20 protein-coding genes and 1 pseudogene are annotated in these 24,676 nt (G+C 61.8%); 11 read left to right on the top strand and 10 right to left on the bottom strand.

Annotated features, from left to right (window positions below; translation table 11 throughout):
• Positions 1 to 54: 54 nt before the first annotated feature.
• Complete coding sequence (gene gor / locus QZ964_RS14290) at positions 55 to 1,428, top strand: glutathione-disulfide reductase (protein ID WP_292532348.1); 1,374 nt, start codon at positions 55 to 57, stop codon at positions 1,426 to 1,428.
• Here gor and QZ964_RS14295 read toward each other — a convergent pair.
• Positions 1,425 to 2,660: an acyltransferase gene (locus QZ964_RS14295; RefSeq protein ID WP_292532317.1), complete on the bottom strand. Its 1,236-nt coding sequence runs from the start codon at positions 2,658 to 2,660 to the stop codon at positions 1,425 to 1,427. The two genes, gor and QZ964_RS14295, sit on opposite strands and share 4 nt — an antisense overlap.
• Positions 2,661 to 2,853: 193 nt before the next feature.
• Here QZ964_RS14295 and QZ964_RS14300 point away from each other — a divergent pair, with 193 nt between their 5' ends.
• From QZ964_RS14300 to QZ964_RS14320, 5 genes are all read left to right on the top strand, one after another.
• On the top strand, positions 2,854 to 4,233 hold the full coding sequence (locus tag QZ964_RS14300) for a class II 3-deoxy-7-phosphoheptulonate synthase (protein WP_292532318.1): 1,380 nt from the start codon (positions 2,854 to 2,856) through the stop codon (positions 4,231 to 4,233).
• Between the two features lie 171 nt (positions 4,234 to 4,404).
• The gene (lldD, locus tag QZ964_RS14305) at positions 4,405 to 5,535 is read left to right on the top strand and encodes an FMN-dependent L-lactate dehydrogenase LldD (protein ID WP_292532319.1); all 1,131 of its coding nucleotides are present in this window, start codon (positions 4,405 to 4,407) and stop codon (positions 5,533 to 5,535) included.
• A gap of 29 nt (positions 5,536 to 5,564) precedes the next feature.
• Positions 5,565 to 6,278 (top strand): carbonic anhydrase, encoded by a 714-nt coding sequence (locus QZ964_RS14310; RefSeq protein ID WP_292532320.1) that lies wholly within the window; start codon positions 5,565 to 5,567, stop codon positions 6,276 to 6,278.
• A gap of 377 nt (positions 6,279 to 6,655) precedes the next feature.
• Positions 6,656 to 7,198, top strand: coding sequence for a DUF4142 domain-containing protein (locus QZ964_RS14315; protein WP_292532321.1), 543 nt, complete (start codon positions 6,656 to 6,658; stop codon positions 7,196 to 7,198).
• Positions 7,199 to 7,203: 5 nt separating this feature from the next.
• Positions 7,204 to 7,527, top strand: a complete 324-nt coding sequence (locus QZ964_RS14320; protein ID WP_292532322.1) for a cupredoxin domain-containing protein — start codon at positions 7,204 to 7,206, stop codon at positions 7,525 to 7,527.
• A gap of 66 nt (positions 7,528 to 7,593) precedes the next feature.
• Here QZ964_RS14320 and QZ964_RS14325 read toward each other — a convergent pair whose 3' ends face one another.
• The 7 genes from QZ964_RS14325 to QZ964_RS14355 form a co-directional block, all read right to left on the bottom strand.
• Complete coding sequence (locus QZ964_RS14325) at positions 7,594 to 8,133, bottom strand: cupin domain-containing protein (RefSeq protein WP_292532323.1); 540 nt, start codon at positions 8,131 to 8,133, stop codon at positions 7,594 to 7,596.
• A complete protein-coding gene (locus QZ964_RS14330) occupies positions 8,130 to 8,759 on the bottom strand; it encodes a sigma-70 family RNA polymerase sigma factor (RefSeq protein ID WP_292532324.1) in 630 nt (209 codons plus the stop codon). Before QZ964_RS14330 ends, QZ964_RS14325 begins: the two co-directional genes overlap by 4 nt.
• A complete protein-coding gene (locus QZ964_RS14335) occupies positions 8,756 to 10,111 on the bottom strand; it encodes an FAD-dependent oxidoreductase (protein ID WP_292532325.1) in 1,356 nt (451 codons plus the stop codon). The genes QZ964_RS14330 and QZ964_RS14335 overlap by 4 nt, the downstream gene beginning before the upstream one ends.
• Before the next feature lie 59 nt (positions 10,112 to 10,170).
• Positions 10,171 to 10,563, bottom strand: coding sequence for a nuclear transport factor 2 family protein (locus QZ964_RS14340; RefSeq protein ID WP_292532326.1), 393 nt, complete (start codon positions 10,561 to 10,563; stop codon positions 10,171 to 10,173).
• Positions 10,564 to 10,871: 308 nt separating this feature from the next.
• Positions 10,872 to 11,753, bottom strand: coding sequence for a transglutaminase family protein (locus QZ964_RS14345; protein WP_292532327.1), 882 nt, complete (start codon positions 11,751 to 11,753; stop codon positions 10,872 to 10,874).
• Positions 11,750 to 14,263, bottom strand: coding sequence for a circularly permuted type 2 ATP-grasp protein (locus QZ964_RS14350; protein ID WP_292532328.1), 2,514 nt, complete (start codon positions 14,261 to 14,263; stop codon positions 11,750 to 11,752). The genes QZ964_RS14345 and QZ964_RS14350 overlap by 4 nt, the downstream gene beginning before the upstream one ends.
• Positions 14,253 to 17,561 carry a DUF2126 domain-containing protein gene (locus QZ964_RS14355; protein ID WP_292532329.1) on the bottom strand — a complete coding sequence of 1,103 codons (3,309 nt, stop codon included), beginning with the start codon at positions 17,559 to 17,561 and terminating at the stop codon, positions 14,253 to 14,255. Before QZ964_RS14355 ends, QZ964_RS14350 begins: the two co-directional genes overlap by 11 nt.
• Positions 17,562 to 17,839: 278 nt before the next feature.
• Between QZ964_RS14355 and QZ964_RS14360 the strand changes: the two genes are divergently transcribed.
• The gene (locus QZ964_RS14360) at positions 17,840 to 18,955 is read left to right on the top strand and encodes a putative zinc-binding peptidase (protein WP_292532330.1); all 1,116 of its coding nucleotides are present in this window, start codon (positions 17,840 to 17,842) and stop codon (positions 18,953 to 18,955) included.
• Positions 18,956 to 18,968: 13 nt separating this feature from the next.
• On the opposite strand, the gene eno is transcribed toward QZ964_RS14360, so the two are convergent.
• The gene (gene eno / locus QZ964_RS14365) at positions 18,969 to 20,252 is read right to left on the bottom strand and encodes a phosphopyruvate hydratase (RefSeq protein WP_292532331.1); all 1,284 of its coding nucleotides are present in this window, start codon (positions 20,250 to 20,252) and stop codon (positions 18,969 to 18,971) included.
• Between the two features lie 240 nt (positions 20,253 to 20,492).
• Here eno and QZ964_RS14370 point away from each other — a divergent pair, with 240 nt between their 5' ends.
• From QZ964_RS14370 to QZ964_RS14385, 4 genes and pseudogenes are all read left to right on the top strand, one after another.
• The gene (locus QZ964_RS14370; RefSeq protein WP_292532332.1) at positions 20,493 to 21,272 is read left to right on the top strand and encodes a hypothetical protein; all 780 of its coding nucleotides are present in this window, start codon (positions 20,493 to 20,495) and stop codon (positions 21,270 to 21,272) included.
• A 46-nt stretch (positions 21,273 to 21,318) separates the two neighbouring features.
• Positions 21,319 to 21,780 (top strand): preQ(1) synthase, encoded by a 462-nt coding sequence (gene queF, locus QZ964_RS14375; protein ID WP_292532333.1) that lies wholly within the window; start codon positions 21,319 to 21,321, stop codon positions 21,778 to 21,780.
• Between the two features lie 111 nt (positions 21,781 to 21,891).
• On the top strand, positions 21,892 to 22,512 hold the full coding sequence (locus QZ964_RS14380; RefSeq protein WP_292532334.1) for a hypothetical protein: 621 nt from the start codon (positions 21,892 to 21,894) through the stop codon (positions 22,510 to 22,512).
• Between the two features lie 155 nt (positions 22,513 to 22,667).
• Positions 22,668 to 23,411, top strand: a pseudogene (locus tag QZ964_RS14385) (adenylate/guanylate cyclase domain-containing protein); the annotation flags it as partial.
• On the opposite strand, the gene QZ964_RS14390 reads toward QZ964_RS14385, so the two are convergent.
• On the bottom strand, positions 23,402 to 24,589 hold the full coding sequence (locus QZ964_RS14390) for a HoxN/HupN/NixA family nickel/cobalt transporter (protein ID WP_292532335.1): 1,188 nt from the start codon (positions 24,587 to 24,589) through the stop codon (positions 23,402 to 23,404). The pseudogene QZ964_RS14385 and the gene QZ964_RS14390 sit on opposite strands and share 10 nt — an antisense overlap.
• Positions 24,590 to 24,676: the final 87 nt, after the last annotated feature.

The following is a 24,676-nucleotide window of genomic DNA, read 5'->3' on the forward strand; positions in this document are numbered from 1 at the left end:
CATCGCCGGCGCCGATGGCGTGCGCATCATCGGCAACATATCGGGCGACAGCATATGAGTTTCGACTATGACCTTATCGTCGTCGGCGCAGGGTCCGGCGGCGTCCGCGCGGCGCGCGTCGCGGCGAGCCATGGCGCGAAAGTCGCCATCGCCGAGGAATTTCGCGTCGGCGGCACTTGCGTCATCCGCGGCTGCGTTCCCAAGAAGCTTTACGTGCTCGCAAGCCGGTTCCGTGACGAATTCGAGGACGCCGCTGGGTTTGGCTGGCGCGTCGGCGATGTCTCATTTGACTGGTCCGCGCTTGTCGCCGCCAAGGAAAAGGAGATCACGCGACTCTCGGACCTTTACGCCGAAACGCTCGCGAGTTCGGGAGTCGAGCTTATCCGCGCCCGCGCGACGCTCACCGATCCAAACGGCGTGCGTTTTTCCAATGGCCGTTCCGCCCGCGCTCGCTACATTCTCATCGCCGTGGGCGGCGCGCCCGTGCTCGCACCGCACATTCCGGGCATTGAATTCGGCATTTCGTCGAACGAGATTTTCGATCTGCCGAAATTTCCTCAACGGCTGCTGATTGTCGGCGCGGGATATATCGCCGTCGAATTCGCCAGCGTCTTCGCGCGTCTTGGCGCGAAAGTTCATCTCGCCTATCGCGCCGATCTGCCGCTACGCGGCTTCGATGACGATCTGCGCGCGCGCCTTGCCGACGCCTTGAAGGCGGCAGGCGTCGAACATCGCGCCGGCGTCCTGCCGACGCGCGTGACGAAATGCGTCGGCGGTCTTGAGGTCGAGATGAGCGATGGCGCGCCGCCGACAGTCGATTGCCTGCTGGTGGCGACCGGGCGCCGGCCAATGACGCAGAATCTCGGACTGGAGGCGGCGGGCGTCGCCTTGCGCGAAAACGGCGCCGTTGCGGTCGACGAGCATTCGCGCACGAACGTCCACTCCATCTACGCGGTCGGCGACGTCACCGATCGGCTCAACCTGACGCCCGTCGCCATTCGCGAAGGTCAGGCTTTCGCCGACAGCGTCTTCGGCGCAACGCCGACGGCGATCAATTTTGAACATACGCCGAGCGCAGTGTTCACGACGCCCGAAATCGGAACCGTCGGACTGACCGAGGCGGATGCGGTCGCGCGCCATGGCGCGGTCGATATCTATGAGACGCAGTTTCGTCCCATGCGCGCGACGCTCTCGGGACGCACCGAACGCGTCTATATGAAGCTCATCGTCGACGGCTCGAACGGGCGCGTGGTTGGCGCACATATTTTGGGCCCCGAGGCGGGTGAGATGGCGCAGCTTGTCGCCGTCGCCCTGCGCATGGGGGCGACGAAGAGCGATTTCGACGCGACCATGGCGGTGCATCCGACAATGGCGGAAGAGCTTGTGACGATGCGCGCGCCGGCCCGGCGGCTTGGCCTTCAGGCCTAAGCTTCGATTCGCTGGCGCGGCGGCTGCGCCGCAACCGGCTGCTGCGCCGGAACGGGCTGCTGCTGCGAGGGCGCCGCGCGCTCTGCTGGCGCCCATCTGTCGAGAAGGGCGCGAAGCTTGCGCCGCGCCGCGCCGGTCTTCGCCTCGGTGACTCGGGAGAAGAAATAGCCGGAGACGATGGCGATCCCCATCACCGAAAAGCCTACCGCATAATTCTGCGGGGTCGCCAACTGCGTCGCCCACTCATTGCTCATCGTGCTGCCGACCGCGGCGCGCATGAAGATCAGGATCGGCATGTGGATGCTGTAAAGCGAGAAGGAAAAATCGGCGAGCGTCTTGTGGAATTTGAAACGCAGCAGCGAGAAGCCTTCGGACGGCCCGTAGCGAAAGGCGATAAGGACAATGATGAACAGGCCGGACGCGAGAAGATCGGCCGCGTCGGCCATCCAGGGATGGGCCTCCAGGAGCTGGCCGCGCACGACCAGCCGGATGACGGCGACGACGGCGGCATAGAGAAGAAGCGCCCGCCAGCGCGAGCGGATGATCGGCCGGGGAATGAGAGTGGCGAACGCGCCCCCAGCCCAAAGAATATAGCCGAATTTGAACCAGCTCGGCGGCGTGGAAATCGCCAGGAAGAGCGCCGCGCCGAGCGCGAAACCGAAGAGGCGCAGCGCCAGCGGATAATTGCGCGCGAAGGGCAGCAGCAGCAGCGGAAAGGTGATGTAGTACCAGAACTCGCAGGCGAGCGACCAAAGAGGCCCGTTGGTGCCGAAATAGTCGAAGGCGATGCCCTGCAGATTGATAAAGCTTGCAAGAAACAGAAGCGCCGAAAAATGGCCCTTGAACAGCGGCCATTCATAGACGCCGCTGCTGGCGAACAGCCATCTGCCGAGCGAATCGAGGACGAGCGTGAGCACGACGGCTGGTCCGGCCACGAGATAAATTCGGGAAATTCGGTGGATGAAATATTCGCGCAGGAAGCCCTGGTTCTTGCGCAGATGCGCCAGCACGGCGCCGCCGACGAGATAGCCCGACATCACGAAGAAGGCGAGCACCGCCTGATGCCCGAGTTCGAAGGCCGAGTAGAACCACCAGACATAGACCAGCGGCGCGTGCGGAGCGCTCATAATGTCGGCGATGTTGATGTAGAGGTTGGAGGTATGGACGGCGAGCACCACCAGCGCGCCAAGCCAGCGGCTGGCCTCGATGAACTGCGATAGAATAAACGGCATCGCCCTGGTTCGCCCCTCGCTCGGTCGCGCCCGCGTCTCGACGTTATAGCCGCTCGCCGCAGCCTTCGCCAAATTTCGGCGGACGGGCGGAAGGGTCGCATTCGCCGTCATAATCCTCTATAAGCGCCGCTGGCGCCGCTTCGAGACGGCCCAATTCGCCCGCTGAGGCGTTGATTTTGCGGAGTTTTGAGAAGTGGAACGGTGGTCGCCGAGCAGCTGGAGGAATTTGCCGATCGAGCAGACGCCGGTCTATCGCGACCAGGCCGCGCTCGCCGACGTCGAGCGTCAGCTCGCCGGCTTCCCCCCGCTGGTCTTCGCCGGCGAAGCGCGCAACTTAAAGCGTCACTTGGCGGACGTCGCCGCCGGCAAGGCCTTTCTGCTGCAAGGCGGAGACTGCGCCGAGAGCTTCTCCGAACATTCGGCCGACAATATCCGCGACTTCTTCCGGGTCTTTCTGCAGATGGCGGTGGTGCTGACCTACGCCGCCGCCTCGCCGGTGGTGAAGGTCGGGCGCATCGCCGGCCAGTTTGCGAAGCCCCGCTCCGCGCCGCTCGAAAAACAGGGCGACGTCGAGTTGCCGAGCTACCGCGGCGACATCATCAATGATCTCGCCTTCACTCCGAAGGCGCGCGAACCCGATCCGCAACGCCAGTTGCTCGCCTACCGGCAATCAGCGGCGACGCTGAACCTTATCCGCGCCTTTGCGGCGGGCGGTTTCGCCAATCTCGAAAACGTCCATCGCTGGATGCTCGGCTTCATCAAAAGCAGTCCGCAGTCCGAGCGCTATCAGAAGCTCGCCGATCAGATCACCGAGACGCTCTCCTTCATGCGCGCGATCGGTCTTGACCCGGAGCATCATCCGGAGCTGCGCGGCACCGATTTCTATACCTCGCATGAGGCGCTGCTGCTCTGCTACGAACAGGCGCTGACCCGCGTCGATTCGACGACGGGCGACTATTACGCGACGTCCGGCCATATGCTCTGGGTCGGCGACCGCACGCGCCACGAGGATGGCGCGCATATTGAATTCGTGCGCGGCGTCAAAAACCCGCTCGGACTGAAATGCGGCCCCAGCCTCAAGCCCGACGCGCTTCTGCGCCTGATCGACGCCCTCGATCCGGAGAACGAACCGGGCAGATTGACGCTGATCTGCCGCTTCGGCGCCGATAAGATCGAGGATGCGTTGCCCGCTCTGGTGCGGCCGGTGATGCGCGAAGGCCGCAACATCGTATGGTCTTGCGATCCGATGCACGGCAACACGATCAGCGCCGCAGGCTACAAGACGCGGCCGTTCGATCGGATCATGTCCGAAATTCGCAGCTTCTTCGCCGTGCATCAGGCCGAAGGGTCATATGCCGGCGGCATCCATCTCGAAATGACCGGCAAGGACGTGACCGAATGCACGGGTGGCGCGCGCGCCATTTCGGAGAGCAATCTGCGCGATCGCTATCACACCTATTGCGATCCGCGACTGAACGCGGAACAGGCGATCGAAGTCGCTTTCCTCGTGGCTGAACTCCTGAAAGCGGAGCGGCTCGCCCGCGGTCTGCCGGAACAGCACGCCGCGGAGTGACGCGCGGCCTAAAGCAAAGTTGCGTCCAGGCGTAGCGGCCACGCGGCATGCGCCGAAAGCCATTCGATCGCCAAGTTTGACGATGCGCCGCGCCACTGATCCAAGCAGCTGGCCTTGGCGGGCGCGTCATGCTCATCTTCGGCGCGTTCAAGGCCTATTTTGGAGAGTGGAATGATCGTTTCGTCGGCTTCGGATTATCGAAAGGCCGCGCAGCGTAAGCTGCCGCGTTTTCTGTTCGATTATATCGACGGCGGGGCGAACGCCGAGGACACCTTACAGGCCAATGTCGCGGATCTGAGAGCCGTGAATTTAAGGCAGCGCGTGCTGAAAAACGTTTCCGGCCTCGATCTCGCGACGGAGTGGTTTGGTCAGCGTTCCGAACTTCCTGTGATTTTGGGACCGGTGGGCCTGAGCGGAATGTTCGCCCGTCGTGGCGAGGTCCAGGCGGCGCGCGCCGCGGCGAAACGCGGCGTTCCTTATGTGCTGTCGACGCTGTCGGTCTGTTCGCTTGAAGAAGTTGCGACGAGCTGCTCTAGCCCGATTTGGTTCCAGCTATATGTTCTCAAGGATCGTGGATTCATGCAGTCCATGTTGGAGCGCGCCCAGCGCGCCGGCGTAGAAGTCCTTGTGTTTACGGTCGACCTTCCCGTGCATGGTTCGCGCTACCGCGACGCGCAGTCAGGCATGTCGGGGCCGTTTGCGCGAACGCGGCGCATGTTTCAGGCGATGACGAAACCCGGTTGGACCCTTGACGTCGGCCTCAGAGGTCGACCGCATGATCTCGGCAATATCTCCAAATATCTCGGCCAGGCGACGGGACTCCGGGACTACATCGGATGGCTCGGAAAAAACATTGATCCGTCGATCACCTGGTCGGATCTTGAATGGATCCGCGATTTCTGGAAGGGCCCTCTGATCCTCAAGGGCATATTGGATCCTCAGGACGCCAGGGACGCGGTGCGGTTCGGCGCGAACGGCATCGTCGTTTCGAACCATGGCGGACGGCAACTCGATGGCGCGCTGTCTACGGTTAAAGCCTTGCCGACAATCGCGGACGCCGTCGGAAACGATCTTGAAGTTTTTGCCGATTCGGGCGTGCGGTCCGGACTGGACGTCGTGCGGATGTTGGCGCTTGGCGCGAAAGGCGTCCTGCTTGGGCGCGCCGCCGCCTATGCCCTGGCGGCGGCCGGAGAAGCCGGAGTCGAGAACGTGCTCGATATCTTCGCCAAGGAGATGCGCGTGGCGATGACCTTGACCGGCGTAAGTTCGATCGCTCAAATCGAACGCCGGATTCTAGCTTGAGCTGGCGCAAACGCCTGGGGAGAAGCAGCATGTGCAACGATCGTTCGCAGCATCTATCGAGGCGTTCATTAATCGCCGCCGGCGCGACCACCGTCGTGATGGGCGGCCTGGCTGACGTCTACGCTCAAACTTCGCCTAACGCCGATCCCTCAGCCGCGGTTTTGCCGGACGAGGCGCTCAAGCGACTGGCGGATGGCAACACGCGATATTCGAGCAACACGTCAATCAACCGCGACATGTCCGCTGGACGGGCAGGGCGTGCGCAGGCTCAGTATCCTTTCGCCGCTTTGGTGAGCTGTTCGGATTCGCGCGTCGCTCCGGAACTCGCGTTCGATCAAGGTCCGGGCGATCTGTTCGTCGTTCGCGTCGCCGGCAATTTCGTCAATACCGACGGACTTGCAAGTCTGGAATATGGCGTAAAGATTCTTGGAATCCCGCTTATTGTCGTGCTCGGCCATTCCAATTGCGGCGCCGTCGCCGCGACGATCAAAGTGCTAAAGGAAAAGACGAAACTGCCGGGCCACCTTCCGCAACTCGTGAATGCGATCAAGCCTTCTATCGATTTGGTCGAGAAGCAAAAGGCAGCGGACCCGCTCGCGGCGGCGATCGCACAGAATGTCCGCTACAATGTCGAGCGCTTGCGTCGGGCTAAACCGATCGTCGCCGAGGCCGTCGCCGCGCAAAAAGTGAAGCTCGCCGGCGCCGTCTATGACATCGGCACCGGAAAGGTGTCGTGGCTTTAGAGCGGTATGGGCGGTCTCGGCGCATGAACAGATCTGCCGAGGCGGAACGGCCGTGGTGACGTCCCAGCAAGTCATGACGATTCTGCCTGATCCGTTCGCTTGGACCATTGTCATTCCCGGCAGGCCGAAGGCCTGACCGGGAATCCAGAGCCGATCCAACGACTCATGTTGTGACTCTGGATTCCCGATCGCGCGCGTTGCTCGCGTCGGGAATGGCAAACCCGAGACGTTCAAACGGTCGTCGTATAATATTAGCCTGCTCCAATTCGCCGCAGCGCAGCGTCCACCAGCATTTTAAAAAAATCGCGCATCCAAATTCCGCGGTCCTCGGTAATGGCTGTGGTCAGTTCAATGACCGCATCCAAATGGAGGACATCATGAAAATCATTGCTCCGATCGTCGCTGGCTTCATATTTGCCACGAATTTTTCGGCGCGGGCGGCGGATACGCCGACCGATCCACAGATCGCGCATATCGCCTATACCGCCGGCCTGGTCGACATCGGCTACGCCGAAATTGCCCTTCAGCGCTCCAAGAACAAGGCCGTGCGCGAATTCGCCATGGAAATGGTGAAGGATCATAAGGCCGTCAACGATAAGGCTTTGGCGCTGGTCAAGAAGCTCGGCGTGACGCCGGAAGACAATGCGACGAGCCAGACGATCGCCAGCCAGGCGGCGACCAAGCGCGCCGAATTGCGGCGCCTGTCCGGCCCCGCCTTTGATCGCGCCTATGCGGAAAATGAAGTCGCCTATCATTCGCTGGTCAATGCTGCGGTCGACACTCAGCTCATTCCTTCCGCCAGCAACGGCGAACTGAAGGATCTTCTCAAGGTCGGCTTGAAAATCTTCCAGGGGCATCAGCAGCACGCCGAGCACATGGCCGAGCGACTCTCTCGCAAGCATGCGGCGAGCAAGGAGTGACGCCTGTGCGGAGCATCGCACTGCATGCGGCGCTTTGGTGGCTGCTCTTGCTGGCGGGCGCGACATTCGCGCCCGCCGGCGAAGCCGCGAGCGTCGTGATCGCCGATCTCGAATTTAAGCCGTCCACCGTCACCGTTCGCGTCGGCGACACCGTGACCTGGATCAATAGGGATTTTGTCGAGCACACGGCGACGTCGCGCAACGGCGTCTTTGACGTTGCGACGCCAAAGACAAGGCCTGCCCATTGGCGCGCACAGAAGGTAGGCGACTTTTCCTATTATTGCCGCTTGCATCCGAATATGACCGGAGTCATCCGCGTCACGCGGTAATGAGTCCGGCGTATTCAAAGCGGCCGCGCGCGTTTCGCGGCCGTCTTTTTTGCGTTTCGGATTTGGTCACATCGCCTGAACGATAATGCAGCGGCAGCCGGCGCGGGTGCGATGCGCGGCGTGAAGGCTGCCCTTGGGCGAAAAATGAAAGTCGCCCGGACCGAGCTCCACATCGCCAAAGGCGAGATCGCCCGAAATCATGAAAATCTCTTCGTCCTGCGCATGTTCATGCTCGGGAAAAACGGCGCCGGGTTCGGCGTCAACGAGTATCGTCCAGCGGTTAAGCGCGACGTTGCGATGCAGTTCCTTGAAGCGCACGCCTGGACTAAGAGCAATCCACTCGCCCTCATTGGCGCGAAGCGTCCGGCTCATCGAGTCGAGCTTCTCGCGCGCGTCGATGCGCGCCTCGATCTTGTCGAAGAGATCCGGCGGCGGCGCGACGTCGCCTGCGTGCATGGCGAGCGGCGCAAGCGCATCCTCCCATTCGCGCGTCAGTGCAGCGAGAGCGGGATCACGCTTCTGGCGCGCCTTCAGGATCTCCGTTTCTTCGCGGCTCAACGCCCCCGCCGCAAACAGCGCGGCGTCGGTCTCGTCGGAGTTCGTCATGAGATGCACTTTCTTAGGTCCGCCAGCCCTCGAAACAATGCAGATTTCATCGTGCCGAGCGGGCGCTGGAAACGCCTCGCAAGCTCTTCATGAGAATAGCCATGGATGTAAGCGAGCAGCACCCATTGACGACGCTCCTCGCCCAGTCTGTCGAGACATTCGATGAGGCGTCCCTTAGCCAACGGATCATGCTCGGGAAGATCTGCCGCCATTTGCGGCGTTTCCTCCTCATCAAGCGAGGCATGCGCGCTGTCGCGCCGCCGCAATTCGTTGAGCGCGATGCGCCGAGTCAGTACGGTCATCCACGCAAGAGCGACGCCTTTCTCGGCATCGTAGCTCGCCGCGCGCTCCCATATGCGCATGAAGGCTTCCTGCAGAACCTCTTCGGCGCGCGCGCGATCGCGCAGCAGTCTGAGGCAGACGGCGAAAAGCCGCGACGAGGTCGCGGCGTAAAGATCGCGGAAGGCGGCGCGGTCCCTTTTTGCGACCCGCTGCAGAAGCGCTTCAAGGGTGTCGTGCACGTCTACAGTCATTTTCCGGCAAGACGGCCTGGCGTCATCAATAGCATAGCCAAGGCCTGCCGGGCCGTCGAGACGCATGGCATGCGCGTCGCAAACGATCGTCATTCGAGGAACTCGCCAAAATAGCGAGTCGTGAAGCGCGATCTCGCCAGCCGTTTCGGTATTGCGATGTCGCCTTTTTCGAGCCACTGCGTCTGGATTGGCGAAACCCGCGCGCCGAGCGCATCAATCGCCAGCCTGTTGTAACGCCGCGAAAAATCCTGCCATTGCGGCGCGCAGGGATCGCTGCAGAATGGATCGAACGAAAAGGAGACGCCGGGCCCGTCCGAATAGAGTCCGAAGGGCTTTTGGGCGCGAGGCGGTCGATTGACGAAATACGTCGCCCAGCCGCCTGGCGCGAACCCCGTCTCCGCCGCAAAGGCCTTGGTGAAATCATAACTCTCGGCGATCACCCGCTCGAGCTTGGAAATGTCGTGCTCATAGTATTGAAAGTCGAGCCGTTTCTCGTCCTTGCAAGGACGCCAATATTCGTTCACGAAATCGGCCCGTGAATAGAGGATTCCTTTCGGCTGCGGAGTCGCGACGCCGTCGAACCCGCGCTGGATCGCCAGCCGTTTCGCGATGCGGAATTCTTCGCATTCAGATTGGGGGAACGGCGCGAGGCTCCCGGAGCCAGCCGCGTAGCGTTGGTCATAAAAGCTGACAAGCTTGTCGAGAAAAACGATGGCGAGCAGCGCATCGCATTGTCCTCGCCTTTCGAGGAGGCTGCGCGCGAGTTGCTGCGGCGTCTCGTAAGTCTCGAGCGAAACATCGCTGCGGCAGAGCCGCGCCGGCCGCGTTTCAACGCAGCATTCGACGACTATGCCCATGAGGCCGAAGCTGCATTTGAACTCATAAAAATCCGCGCCGTCGGCGTGGTCGGAAATCGTTCGCAGCTCGCCCATGTCGTCGACATAGGTCAATTCGACGACATGGGCGGAGAAAAAGCCCGGCCCGTCAAGCGATGATTCTTTCGTGTCCCCCACCGCGACGGAGCCGACAGTCGCTTCGCCGATCTCAGCCTGAAAGGGAATCTCACGCTCGCGCTCTTTCAGCCACATGTTGAGCTTCTTCAAGCGGCAGCCTGCCTGCACGCGTATGACGTCACGCCCGAGCGCATCGGTCTCGATCCCCAGAATTGAATCGAGCTTGCGCAGGCAGACAAGCGTTCCGCCGTCGTTCACGATTGCGTCGGTGACGGACAGCATCGAACCGACGGGATTGACCGGCGTCGGAAAGCGTCGATGATTGCGCGCGATCGACTGTACGTCGGCATAGCTGATCGGCTCGACGTAGACGGCTGGCGTCGTGGCGCGATGTCCGCCCCAATTTGAATAGCGCCTTCCTTCGGCGATCAGTCCGTGAACGGGCGGCGCGTCGCTGTCTGGGCAAGAGTCCGGCGTGCAAGCAGGCGCCATTGGCCTATCTCCCATGCTGAATGAACAATGCGCCGGGGTGCGCCCGGCGTTTGAGCGGATCACGCCGCGATGGCGTCAGCGATCGACTGCGTGTCGTAGAACTCGCGAAAGCGCAGCAGCTTGCCGTTCTTGAGCGTGAAGACATGCGCCCAATCGCTGTCGAAGACGCCGCCTTTCTTCACCCGCGCCTTGGTGCGGCCGAGCACGATCACCGTCTCGCCGGCCTCAAAGAATTCCTTCGGCTCAAAAGCTTCGAAATCGAGATTGTCCGCAAGCGCTTGGAAAAAGGACGCCGCGCCGGCCACGCCGCCCCGACGGCCCCCCCAGGGAATGATCTTGGCGTCGCCGTTCGACAGCCACTCGATCGCGGGGTCGAGCGTGTCGAGAATGGATTTGACGTCGCCGCGCCCAAAGGCCGCGTAAAGCGATTGGATCAATTGGGAATTGCTCATCTTTATGCTCCTGTCTTCCGGCCGCAACGCGTCGCGCCCGATGAGGGTTACGCCACGCTTTGACGTTTGGATGCAGGCGGACGAGAATTTTTCCGGCGATTTCGAGCGTCGGCTCCATCCGATATCTGAAGGAGCGTCGAGTCATACGGACTCTGGCTAATCCGTTCGCTTAGCCCTTGTCGTTCCCGGCGCGCCGAAGGTCCGACCGGGAATCCAGAGCCAATCCGAAAACGCTGATCTTGCTCCGGATTCACGATCGCGCGCGTAGCGCGCGTCGGGAATGACAGACGAGCCGTTCAAACAGATTTTTAAATCGACGCTTCCTTCACATCGACGCTTACGTCCAAGTCCTGATTGCCGGCGCCGAGGATGACGCCGTCGATCGGCGAGACGTCCGCATAGTCGCGGCCGATCGCAATAGCGATATGATCATTTCCCACCGCCATGGCGTTCGTGGGATCAAGATCGAAGAACCCAAATTCGGGCCCGCACCAGACAGAGACCCACGCATGGGTCGAGTCGGCCCCTTCCAGTCGCGCCTGGCCAGGAGCCGCATAGGTTCGAAGATAGCCGCTGACATAGGACGCCGACAGGCCAAGGCCGCGCAACGCGGCGATCATGATATGCGCGAAATCCTGGCAGACTCCCCGGCGGCTTTCGAAGGCCTCGACGATGGGCGTCGCAATGTGCGTCGCATCCGGATCGTAGGCAAAATCGGCGTGGATGCGCTCCGTCAGTTCAATGACGCCTTCGAGGATGGGCCGTCCAGGCGAAAAGCTTTGTCGTGCGTAATGCGTCGCCGCGTCGAACAGCGGCGCATGGCGGCTCGCATAGATGTAATGGGCCGGAGAGGACGCAGCGAGGGAGTCTGACGCGTAGGCGGCGTTCCTCACGATCTCCCAAGCCGGCGTCAGCGCCGGCGCAGGCGGCGGCGTCCGTTCGACCGCGACGCGCGCCGTAAGAGCGATCTGCAACTTCGTGTGGGGCTTGACAATGCGCGCTTCGCAGACCCGGTTTCCGTGAAAGTCGATTCTTTCATTGAGGATTTCAGCCGATGGCGACAGCTCGATACGATGGGACAATACCGTTTGGCCGCGATCGTTGCGCGGGATCAGGCGCATGGCGCAGCGCGCCGAAGCGACGGGCGCGTCATATTTGTAGGTCGTGCGATGGGCGATATCGTAGATCACGCGATCCGTGACGGCTGAGAACTTGCCGGGCCTTCGGTGCCATGCGTGAAATAGCGCTCGGCGATCTTGTCGGCGAGCGACATCAGTCGCTGCTCAAACCCAAGAATGATCGCGGCGTCCAAACGGTGCGCATCCTCCGACTCGAGTTCTGCGCGCAACTTAACGGAGAGCCGTCGTGGCGGCTCCATGACGCCGTCATTGCGTAAAGTTGGCAGCGCGGCGAGATGTTCGTCGATGCGCATAGCCTGAAAAAGCACGGATCGGGGATTGAACGGATCGAGCATCGCCATATCGAGCACGGGGGTTAGCGCCGCGCCGGCGATGTAGCGGGAGCGATAGGTGATCTGCGAATCGAGGAGATCGAGCAATGCATCCAGGTTCTCGACGGTCGCCTCGCCGCCCGCGAGCTGCCGAGCAAAGCGGCAGGTGCCGATGGCGCGTTCGATCCTTCGGCCAAGATCGATGAAGCTCCAGCCGGCGACTCGATTGAAATTTTCGTCGATCAGTCCGGACAATGCCGCCAGCGTATGTAGCGAACGCTCGATGATTTCGAGCGTTTCCGGCTCCGTAATGGCGCCCGCGCCGGCGCGCATCAGACGCATTTCGATGCGTCCGATAAGCTGCCAGACATCTTGGGAGAGGCGTTCGCGCACGATCGACGCCGCGCGTCTTGCATGGCGCACGACCGACAGCGCTGAACCGTAGGCGTCGGCGTCGGCGGCCGCCGCCAAGGCAATCTGCGTCGGATTCATATCCGGCATGTCTTCCGGCGCCGCGCCCCAGGCGATCAGCAATCGCGCGAGCAGCTCGATCGACTGGCGCCCCTGGAGATCGATGTGCTGCGGCTGGCTCAGTCGCGCGGCCAACGTCCGCACGACGCGCAGCGTCGCTTCGGCGCGCTCGAAATAGCGGCCCATCCAGAAGAGATTGTCGGCGGCGCGGCTCGGCAGATTGCCGAGCGCGCGCACGATCGGCGGGTCCTCGTCGGATGGCAGCAGCGTCGACCATTTGATCGGACCGCTCGTCAATACCCAGACATCGCTCGACTGCGCGCCGGCGTCCATCGAGACGGCGCGCACATGCGGCCGGTTGGAGATGCGGCAGAAGCCGCCAGGCATCACGGCCCATCCATTCGCCGTCGCGGCGGCGAACACCCTCAAGACGAATGGTCTCGGCGACAGCCGGCCATCGATCCAGGCGGGAGTCGTGGAGAACTTTGTCGGCTCCTGAGCGACATAGTCGACGCCGCGCTGATTTATGGCGTCGACCAGCCGAGCGCGCTCCTCGCCAGTGAGGGCATGACCGAGCGCCTCGCGCCGTTCGCCAAAACCGGGGAGCCGGTCGGCGAATGCGCCGCTGATCGCAAATTCGTTCAAGGAGTCGATAACCTTGTTGCGTTCCATTTCCCGGCCGCACCAGTAGGTGGCCATATTGGAAAGTTTGAGGCTCTCGCCGAGCACGCGTTTCGACAACTCCGGCATCAAGCTCATCAGCGCGCGCGACTCGACGACACCCGCGCCTGGCATGTTTGCGACGACGACTGCGCCTCTACGAATGGCGTCGAACATCCCGGCGACCCCAAGCCGCGACGAGGCGTTCTGCTCCAGCGGATCGCACCAGTCGGCGTCGACGCGACGCCAGATGACGTCGGCGCGCTTCAACCCGGCGATAGTGCGCACATGCAACTTGCCGTCGCTCACCACCAGATCTTCGCCTTCAACCAGGGTCAAGCCGAGATAGCGGGCGAGATGCACCTGTTCGGAATAGGTTTCGCTCCAAACGCCGGGCGTCAGCAGGCAGATGCGCGGATCGACGCGCTGCGCGACGCGGGAGATGCTCGCGCGGAAGTCTCGAAAGAACGGCGCCAGGCGCTCGACGTTCATATCTCGATACAGGCTGGGCAGCGCGCGCGACAGGACGAGCCGATTTTCCAGGGCGTAGCCGGCGCCAGAGGGCGCCTGCGCGCGATCGCCGAGCACGCGCCAATTTCCGTCCGGCCCTCGTCCGAGGTCGGCGGCGTAAAAGCGAAGCCAACGTCCGCCCGGCGGCGTCACTCCGCACATCGGCCGGATGAAGTTTTGCGAACCCGCTACGGCCGCGGCCAGAATGGCGCCTTCGGCGATCAGCCGCGCATCGCCATAGATGTCGTGCAGGATCTGATCGAGAAGCTCCGCGCGCTGGGCGACTCCCGCCGCGAGGTCGCGCCATTCCGACTCCGGTATCAGCAGCGGCAGACGCCCGAGCGGCCAACTGCGCTCCTTGGCTTCTCCATGGACCCGGTAGGAGATCCCCATGTCGTCGATGCGGCGGCCGGCTGCGGCGAAGCGTTGCTCCAGGCCGGCGTCGCCGAATGCGGCGAATGATTCGAGCAAGTGGCGCCAGTGCGCGTGCGGACGCCCATCGCGATCGATCAACTCGTCGGGCGCGTCGCGCGCTAACGCATAACCGGCGATCCAGCCCGCGACACGTTGCGAGGCCTCGTCGGTTTCGATGTCGCGCTCAGCGGACAATGCTTCTCCGAAGGTCCAACGTCAGCGGAAACTCCTGGCTTGGCTCCTCGCGCGGCGGATCCACCGGGCCAGGCGTATGTCCGTGATCCTCAAATCGCGCCAGCCGCCGCGCTTCGGCTTCGTTACTGTTGACCGGGAAGGCGTCGTAATTGCGGCCTCCTGGATGTGTCGCGTGATAGACGCAGCCGCCCAGCGAACGCCTGCTCCAGCAGTCGATCACGTCGAAGGTCAGCGGCGCATGGACCGCCAGCGTCGGATGCAGGCCGGAGGGCGGCTGCCAAGCCTTGAAGCGCACGCCAGCCACCGCCTCTCCAGGGGCGCCGGTGCCGGTCATCGGAACGCGACGTCCGTTGCAGGCGATGACGTGGCGGCCGGGAACGAGGCCCTTCGCCTTGACCTGCAGGCGCTCGAGCGAAGAGTCGACATAGCGCACCGCGCCGCCATTGCCGCTTTCCTCGCCCATCACATGCCAAGGTTCGAGCGCGCCGCGAATTTCGAGGTGAACGCCGCCATGTTCGACGCTGCCGGCCAGCGGGAAGCGAAACTCGCGCTGCGCTTCGAACCATTCCGGCTCGAAGGCGTAGCCGGCGCAGCGCAGATCATCGAGCACGCCAAGGAAATCCTGCCAGACGAAGTGCGGCAGCATGAATTTGTCGTGCAGCGCGGTTCCCCAGCGCACCAGATCGCCGTGCTGCGGCTCGCGCCAGAACCAAGCGACAAGCGCGCGAAGCAACAATTGTTGCGCCAGACTCATGCGGGCGTCGGGAGGCATTTCGAAGGCGCGGAACTCCACCAGTCCGAGACGCCCGGTCGGTCCGTCGGGGGAAAAGAGCTTGTCGATGCAGATTTCGGCGCGATGGGTGTTGCCGGCGACATCGACCAGCAGATTGCGAAACAGCCGATCGACGAGCCACGGCGGCGCGTAGCCTTCGCCGGGCGACGGCACCTGAGCGAGCGCGATCTCCAGCTCATAAAGCGAATCGTGCCGCGCCTCGTCGACCCGCGGCGACTGGCTCGTCGGACCGATGAACAATCCGGAGAACAGATAGGACAGCGCGGGATGGCGCTGCCAATAGAGCACAAGGCTTTTCAACAGGTCAGGCCGGCGCAGGAAAGGAGAATCGGCCGGGGTCCCGCCGCCAAGCACGACGTGATTGCCGCCGCCTGAACCGATCTGCCGGCCGTCGATCATGAATTTCGCCGTCGTCAATCGGGCCTGCCGGGCTTCCTCATACAGCGCGGTCGTCGTCTCGACGGCCTGACGCCATGTGGCGGCCGGGTGAATATTGACCTCGACGACGCCCGGATCGGGCGTCACCTTGATCACCTCGAGGCGCGGATCGTCGGGCGGCGGATAGCCTTCGATATGGAGCTGCAGTCCCGTGGCTTTGGCGCTCTCCTCGACCGCCTCGAGCAGTTCGAGATAGTCCTCGAGCGTGGCGACAGGGGGCATGAATACGCAAAGACGGCCGTCGCGCGGCTCGATGGTGAAGGCGGTCCGCACGGCGCCTTCGACGATGGATTGTTCGTGCACGTCCTGACGCGCGTGTCCGCCGGCCGTCTGGCCGCCCACCTGAATGCGCCGAAAATGGCCGGGCTCCGGCAGCGGTTCGCGCGGGGCGAAGGGATCCTGCGGATGAATGTAGGGAAATTCGTCTTCGGCCAGCTTGGGCAAAGACGCCACCGGCAGCCGTAGTCCGATCGGCGAGTCGCCCGGCGCCAGGAACAGCTTTCCGCGACGCAACGTCCACTTCTCGGACGTCCACCGCGACTGAGATTCCGCGCGCGCATTCCAGCGCTGGATCGGCAGGACAAAGCCCGTCGGTTTGCTCAGGCCGCGTTCGAAAACGCGCATCATCCGCGACCGTTCTTCCGCATCGTCGATCTTGGGATCGGAAGGGTCGACATTGATCGGAAGCGCGCCCTCCTTGACCATCCAATGCGCGGGATCCTCGTAAGCCGGAACGGCGTGTTCGGCGCCGACGCCTAGTCGCTCTGCGAGCGCATGGACGAAAACTTCGGCGTCGGCAGCGGTTGCGCCTTTCGCCTCCGCAATGTCGGCGATGAGTTGCGGCGCCGACCAAATCGGCTTGCCGTCGCGCCGCCAATAAAGCCCAAATGCCCAGCGCGGCAGGCTTTCGCCGGGATACCATTTGCCCTGGCCGTAATGCAGAAAGCCGTCTGGCGCGAAGCGCTCGCGCAGCCTGCGGATAAGATCGTCGGCCCGTTCGCGCTTGCAGGGCCCGGTCGCCGCCGTGTTCCACTCGGGGGATTCGAAATCATCGATCGAGACGAACGTCGGTTCGCCGCCCATGGTGAGGCGAACGTCCAGCGATTCAAGATCGGTGTCGACCTTTTCGCCCAGCGCATCGAGCCGGCGCCATGCATCATCTGAGAAGGGCGCGGTGATGCGCGGCGCCTCATTGATGCGATCGACGCGCATCTCGAAACTGAAATCGACTTGAGCGGGCTCCACGAAGCCCGATAAAGGCGCCGCGGAGCGATAATGCGGCGCGCCGCAGAGCGGCAAATGACCTTCGCCGCAGAACAGTCCCGACGTCGCGTCGAGACCGATCCAACCGGCGCCGGGCAGGAAAACTTCCGTCCAGGCGTGCAGATCGGTGAAGTCGTGATCCGTTCCCTTCGGGCCTTCGATCGGATCAATGTCGGCCTTCAGCTGAATGAGATAGCCGGAGACGAAACGCGCCGCGAGACCAAGCTTGCGCAGGATCTGCACGAGGAGCCAAGCGGAATCGCGGCAAGAACCCGACCCCAGCGCGAGCGTTTCTTCCGGCGCCTGGACGCCAGGCTCCATCCGGATGACGTAGCGAATGGCGTTGCTCAGTCGCGCGTTGAGCTCGACGAGAAAATTGATGGTGCGCGTTGTTTCCTTTGGCAGACTTTGGAGGAAGCCTTCCGTCAGCGGGCCGACGTCCTCTGGCTCGAGATAGGCCGCAAGCTCGATTTTCTGCTCCTCCGGATAAGCGAAGGGGAAGTCTTCGGCGTAGGGCTCGATAAAAAAATCGAAAGGATTGTAAACGGCGAGCTCCGCCAGCAAGTCGACTTCGATCTTGAATTCGTTCGCCTTCTCGGGGAACACCAGTCGCGCCAGCCAATTGCCGTGCGGGTCCTGCTGCCAGTTTATGAAGTGACCCGAAGGCGCGATCTTGAGCGAATAGCTGGAGACTTTCGTACGACAGTGGGGAGCGGGGCGCAGCCGAACGATCTGCGGGCCGAGTCCAACCGGACGGTCATATGTATAGTGGGTGACGTGATGAAGGGCGATCTGGATCGACACGTTAATCGGCGTCTCGTTTCAGCGCCATTCGCGCTCGGAGCGGCGCAAAGCCAGTATCGGAGTTTAGCGGTGCCGAGCCACAAGGAGTCAATCTGACGCGCTGCGAAAATCGCGGCTTTGTCCGAAATTGGGGCAATGAGCCTATCGGGTGGGTGCGTCTTGCGCAAAGCGCCGGCGCCGGAGGCGCTGCGCGGCGGAAGAGATTGGGCGTCCTCCGGACCAGGAACATTCCCCCTGCCGCGCAGTTAAGGCCGCAGGCGTGTCCGGAAAGATCCTCCATGAAAGCCTTTCGCTGCCAGGTTTGCCGCCAGAGCATACTTTTTGAGAACACCAAATGCGAAAGTTGCGGGCACATGCTCGGCTATCTGCCGGGACATGGCGAGATGACCGCAGTCGAAGCCGTCGGTAATGGATGGCGCGCGCTGGCTGACGGGACTCGCGAATATCGGTTCTGCAAGAACTGGGAGCTGCACGGATGCAATTGGATGGTCGAAAAGGGAGGCTCTTCGGAGTATTGCCTTGCCTGCCGACACAATCGAACTGTGCCCAATTTAACCGACGACAAGCGCCGCGCCGCTTGGCAGAAAATCGAAGCCGCGAAACGACGGCTGTTTTACAGCCTGATCAGATTAAATCTTCCGACGCCGACCGCTTCTGAGAATGACAGCGAACCGCTCGTCTTCGATTTTCTGGCGGAGGAGCCCTCGCAAAGCCCGGTACTAACCGGCCATGACTCTGGCTTGATTACGATCGCCTTGAAGGAAGCTGACGATCCTGTCCGCGAAAAAATGCGCCACGAAATGGGAGAGCCCTATCGCACCTTGCTCGGGCATTTCCGGCATGAGATCGGCCATTATTATTGGGACCGCATCGTGCCTCACTCGCGTCACCTCCGGCCGTTTCGAGAGCTCTTCGGAGACGAGCGCGAAGATTACACGAGCTCCCTGCAGAGACATTACGAAGAAGGGCCTCCAGCCGACTGGCGACAGAACCACATAAGCGCATACGCCTCATGCCATCCGTGGGAAGATTTTGCGGAAACCTTCGCGCATTATCTCCATATCGTCGAGACGCTCGAAACGGGCCGTAGCGCCGGGCTCGTGGTGCGACGCGACGACGGCTCTCCGGCTCGCGTCGAATTCGATCCCTACAGCTATCCTGACGTCAACGAGATGATCGACAATTGGCTCGATATTTCGTTCGCATTGAATAACATCAATCGATCGATGGGTCAGCCGGATATCTATCCCTTCGTGATCTCGCCGCTTGTGAAAGACAAACTGGGCTTTGTCCAAAATCTTCTCAAGGCGCATGCCCAGCTTGCCGCCCGAGATTGCGCGCGTCGGGCGAGGGATTCCGACTTCGTGACGCCTATCTGCCTGGGCGAAGCATGACACCCCGCCTTTTCTACGCCAGCGCTTTCAGCGCGCTCTTGCCGGCATAGATCGCCGCGTCGCCCAGCTCCTCCTCGATGCGGATGAGCTGGTTGTATTTGGCGGTGCGATCTGAGCGCGCGAGCGAGCCGGTCTTGATCTGGCCGCTGTTCGTCGCGACGACGAGATCGGCGATGGTCGAATCCTCGGTCTCGCCGGAACGATGCGAAAATACGGTGGTGTAGCCGGCGCGATGCGCGGTCTCGACCGAAGCGAGAGTCTCGGTCAGCGTGCCGATCTGATTGACTTTGACGAGCAGCGAATTGGCGACGCCCTTCTTGATGCCCTCGTTGAGGCGCACGACATTGGTGACGAACAGATCATCGCCGACGAGCTGAACCTTCTTGCCAAGAACGTCGGTGAGCTTCTTCCATCCCTCCCAGTCGTCCTCAGCCATGCCGTCCTCGATCGACACGATCGGATAGGCGCTGGCGAGCTTTGCGAGATAGGCGACCTGCTCGTCGATCGAACGGGTCACGCCCTCGCCCTCATAGACATATTTGCCGTCCTTGAAGAATTCCGTCGCGGCGCAGTCGGAGCAAAGATGCACGTCGACGCCAGGCTTGAAGCCCGCCGTCTCGATCGCCTTCATGATGAAGTCGAGCGCCGCTTCGGCGGAGGGAAGATTAGGGGCGAAGCCGCCTTCGTCGCCGACCGAGGTGCTGAGGCCCGCTTTCTTCAACGCGGATTTAAGTGTGTGGAAAATCTCCGCGCCCCAGCGGATGGCGTCGCGCACATTTGGCGCGCCGGTCGGCATGATCATGAATTCCTGGAAATCGATCGGATTGTCGGCATGCACGCCGCCATTGACGATATTCATCATCGGCGTCGGCAGAACCCGCGCCTGGACGCCGCCGACGTAGCGATAGAGTGGTAGCGCCGACGCCTCCGCCGCCGCCTTGGCGACGGCGAGCGACACGCCGAGAATGGCGTTGGCGCCAAGCCGCGCCTTGTTGGGCGTGCCGTCGAGCTTGATCATCGCCTCGTCGATGGCGACCTGATCCTCAGCCTCAAACCCGAGCAGCGCCCCAGTGATTTCGTCGTTGACGTTGTCGACCGCCGCGAGCACGCCCTTGCCGAGATAGCGCGTCTTATCGCCGTCGCGCTTCTCCGCCGCCTCATGCGCGCCGGTCGAGGCGCCGGACGGAACGGCCGCCCGGCCCGAGCACCCGTCCTCCAGCGTAACTTCGACCTCGACCGTTGGATTCCCGCGGGAATCAAGGATTTCGCGGGCGTGGATGTCGACGATCTCGGTCATTTCAGGCCTCTTATGATGCAGCGCGGAGCGGCGCGACTTCTTAGACCTATTGCAGCGTCCGGAAAAGCCTCAGCCGCAAAAAGCTTCTGCGTCGGGCGCGCGCTCTCGCCACGACGATGCTGCGGCGCGGCGATGGCGCAATGAACTCCATTGACTGTCGGCGACCCCCGCCTATCCTTGAGCTTGATCGATTGAGCGGGCGTTCGCCGCCAAGCGCGACGGGGTCGGCGGGAGGTTGGAATGGCCCTGAGCACAACGCGATTCGCGCGCGGCGTCGCGGCATTCGGCTTCTGCTTCGGACTTTGGCCTCAGGTCGGCGCCTCGGCGCAGTCGCCGGAGCATATCGCCGCCGCGACGGCGATTTTGGAGAAATCCCCCGTTCGCGCCAACTGCGCGCCGGCGCAGGAGGATTTTCTGGGCTGGCCGGCGAATCTCATTCAAAGATGCGAATATCAATATGACGACATGCCGGGCCTCGCCTATGTGCTTGACGTGAAGCCAGAAACTCTGGCGCGCTGGGTCGAGGCCGGATGCAGCGCGCTCATGGTCGGCGCCAGCCACTGTTTCGATCGGACGCTAAAATGCGCGCTCGATAGCTCGGGCGTTACCTTTGTCGTCGCCGGCAATCTGATCGCAATGCGCAAGGGGGTGAAGCAGAACCGCTTCTATCGCAACGGCGTCGCGATCGTCGCGCCGAAAAGCGGTGCGCCCGGCGCCGTCCCGATCGCGGAGCAGGAGCCGATTGCGCATATTGCGGAAAAGGACGTGTCGGCGATGCTCGACCGCGGCGGCGTCGCGTTCTGGAACACGATGCCCTATCAATTCGCGGTCAAGGCCATCGACCTGGGCGTGCCGGCGGAGATGAATACGCCGGACAGGCGCGAGAAATGGCTCGAAATCGTGCGCGTTGAGATGCTCAAAGCGCTGGAGAGCCCGGAGAACCGCTTTCTTTCGGGCTGGATGTCGGCGCATCCGATCACTCTGCGCGCGGGAGAATGCCCGGACTCGCGGGATCCGTGAGCCGGTTGCCGCTTGACGCCGCCGACGCGGCGGCATTGTTACGCGCATGACCAAGACGCATAAGGGCGCCGCGCTGCTCGGCCGGCAGGCCGCGCTGCCGGCTTCGCCGGACGAGGCTGAACTCGACCTCGTGCCCAACCCGCACAAGGACGCGACCTATTTGGTGCGCTTCACCGCGCCGGAGTTCACCGCGCTCTGCCCGGTGACGGGCCAGCCAGATTTCGCGCATATCGTCATCGACTATGTCCCTGCCGAATGGCTGGTCGAGTCGAAGGCGCTTAAGCTTTATCTCGGAAGTTTTCGCAACCACGGCGCCTTTCACGAGGACTGCACGCTGCGAATCGCGCGCGATCTCGTCGCGGCGCTGGCGCCGAAATGGCTGCGCATCGGCGGCTATTGGTATCCGCGCGGCGGCATGCCGATCGATGTTTTCTGGCAGACCGGCGCGCCGCCAGAAGGACTCTGGCTTCCGGACCAGGGCGTTCCGCCCTATCGCGGGCGAGGCTAGGCTATTGCGGGTCCAAACTTCGCGCCCTTGTGCGCCCGCCAACAAATCGCCTACCTATGCGCCGCTACGGTCTCCTGACGCCGAGACCGTCCGATCACCGGGCGAGCGACGATGAAGCTTCGGACTTTTTTCTCGATCTTCTTTCTGTTGCTCGTCGCATTGGCAGGCGCCAATTTGGCGTTAGGCGTTTTTCTGGAAAGGGCTCAGCGGGATCTGGAGACCTCGCATCGCGAGTTGCAATCCCTGACGACGCTTGCTGAGGATTTGGTTTTTTCCTCGCAGTGGCAGACGCGCTTTGCGAGAGGTTACATCTCGAACAGCGATACGAGAAGAGTTGAGTGGTACAACACGATCGAAGCCATTCTAAACGGCAAAGTCGCTCGACCGAAAGACTATGATTTTGGCTATTGGGACCTCGTGAACGCCGGAATCATTCCGCCGCCCGAAAAGAAAAGCGACGGCGGAGTTTCCATCGAAGACCGCTTCTTAAGCCAAAATGTCACTGCGCATGAATTGAACAAGCTTAAGGAAGCGCGAAGCTTCCTGGACCGGGTAGTCGTTATCGAACGCACCGCAATGCATGCGGTTGATGGCGAATTCGATGACGGCGCCGGGACCTTTTCCCGCAAGGGTAAGCCTGATCGCGCTCTGGCGACAAAGCTGCTGTTTAGCGACGAATACCGCAAGCTCAATGGAGATCTGACGCGAGAATTGCCCAGATGCAGGACTTGATCCGGCATAGGTACGCTGAGCGGATTTCACAAGAACAGGCGTTCGCCAACCAATTGTTTGAAGCCAACTCATATTTGAATATCGGATTGTTTGGAGTGGTTGTTTTTTCCCTGATATTCTTACGCAACCGCTTCGCGGTTCGCGCGTCGAAGCTCATGGCGGTCGTTCGCGAGATCGGTTCGGGAAATCTGGCCGCTCAAGCCGCGGTCTTCGGCAGCGACGAGATCAGCGAACTCGCCACGACCATCAACGCGATGGCTGCAAATCTGAACGTCGCTTTCGACAAGCTCGAAGACAAGATAAAGCTTTCGGGCAAAGCCTTGTCGGACCTGGAGATCGAACGCTCCCGCTCGGAAAAGCTGCTGCACAACATTCTTCCCGCCGCCATCGCCGAACGGCTGCGCGGCGGAGAAGAGACGATCGCGGAAGTTTTCCCTGAAGTTACGGTATTTTTCTCCGACATTGTCGGATTCACCGAGCTCTCGGCAAAGCTTGGACCGCACGCGACCGTCAACATGCTCAACGCCATATTCGAAAAATTCGACGAATTGGTCGAAACGCACCGCGTCGAAAAAATCAAGACGATCGGCGACAGCTACATGGTGGTCGGCGGGGTCCCGAACCGGGATCCGTTGCATTGTCAGCACATCGCAAACTTCGCTTTGGACGCGCAAAGTTTCATAACGAATTTCGCGGAAGGGCTCCCTTACCCGCTACAGATGCGAACGGGCATCCATACCGGCACAGTGGCGGCCGGCGTCGTGGGAAAAAAGCGATTTTCCTATGATCTGTGGGGCGATGTCGTGAATGTCGCCAGCCGCTTCGAATCGACCTCTCAGCCTGACAAGATCCGTGTGTCCGAAGCGGTCAAGGTGCGCCTCCACGACGATTATGTGTTCTTGGACGGCGGAATCGTCGAATTGAAAGGCAAGGAGGCGACGCGCTCTTTCTTCCTGATCGGCAAAAAGGCGCTCATGCCTGGAATTTTGGAGTTCACGACTCCTCGCGCCGCGACCGCCAGTTCATCGTGACTGCGCCGGGGATAGGCCGCCGTCGGCCCTTTGGTCCGATAGACGAGCGAGGAAATGATCCAGCTCGCAATCAGGATTGCGGCGATTGCAATGCCGAAATTGGCCAGATTGCCATTTAGGCTCTGAACGACGCCCCAGATGCCTCCCTCGAAGCCGAGCTTATCGCCGATCAACCCGAGCGCCTCCACCCCGCCGATGAAAATGGCGACGATCACCGACATCGCGGTCATGACCAGATTGTACCAAAGTTTCCTCAGCGGATCGTCGAACGCCCAGCCGTAGGCCCCGGTCATCACCACGCTGTCCGTGGTGTCCAATAACGACATGCCGGCGGTGAACAAGGCCGGAAACACCAGAGTCGTCGAAAACGACATGTCTTGCGCGGCCTGGCCCGCCGAAATTCCGAGCAGGCCAATCTCCGTCGCCGTGTCGAAGCCCAGTCCGAACAGGAAGCCGACGACATACATGTGCGGCGACCGCGAAACAAAGCGGAACAAGGGGCGCAAGACCCGGGTGAAAAAGCCTCGCCCGTTGAGCAGACGGTCGAGGTCTTCTTCAAGAACCGGCTCGCCACGTCTGGCGCGGTTGTATGCCGACCAGACGCCGCTCAGCACAAGAAGATTTGCAAGGCCAATGACGATCAGGAACGAAGCAGACGCCACCGTGCCGATGGCGCCGCCGAGGGCTTGAAAGTCATGCGCTTGGCCCTGCATCGCCACGGCCGCCGCGGCCATCATGATCGAAGCGAGCGCAACAAACGAGGAGTGGCCGAGCGAGAAGAAAAATCCCACCGAATAGGGGGTTTTGCCATCCTGCATCAATTTGCGGACCACATTGTCGATGGCGGCGATGTGATCAGCGTCGAAAGCGTGCCGAAGCCCGAACATGAAGGCCAGAACTGCAGCGCCCATTAACCCCGGCCGTTCCGAGAACGCTGTCCACGCCCATGTCCAGGCGACAATATTCGCGGCGACGATGAAAACATATGTCGTCGCAACCTTGGCTTTGACGTTTGCTCTTCGGTCGTCGAAAGGATTGAGCGCCATGTTCCCGCCCGCCTGCGCAAAATTTTTTCACCGCGTAGTCACTTATCTAACAAAGCTCATACCATTGACCAGCGGGAGCACGCCAGC

Source organism: Methylocystis sp. (assembly GCF_021731785.1).
Classification (GTDB): Bacteria; Pseudomonadota; Alphaproteobacteria; order Rhizobiales; family Beijerinckiaceae; genus Methylocystis.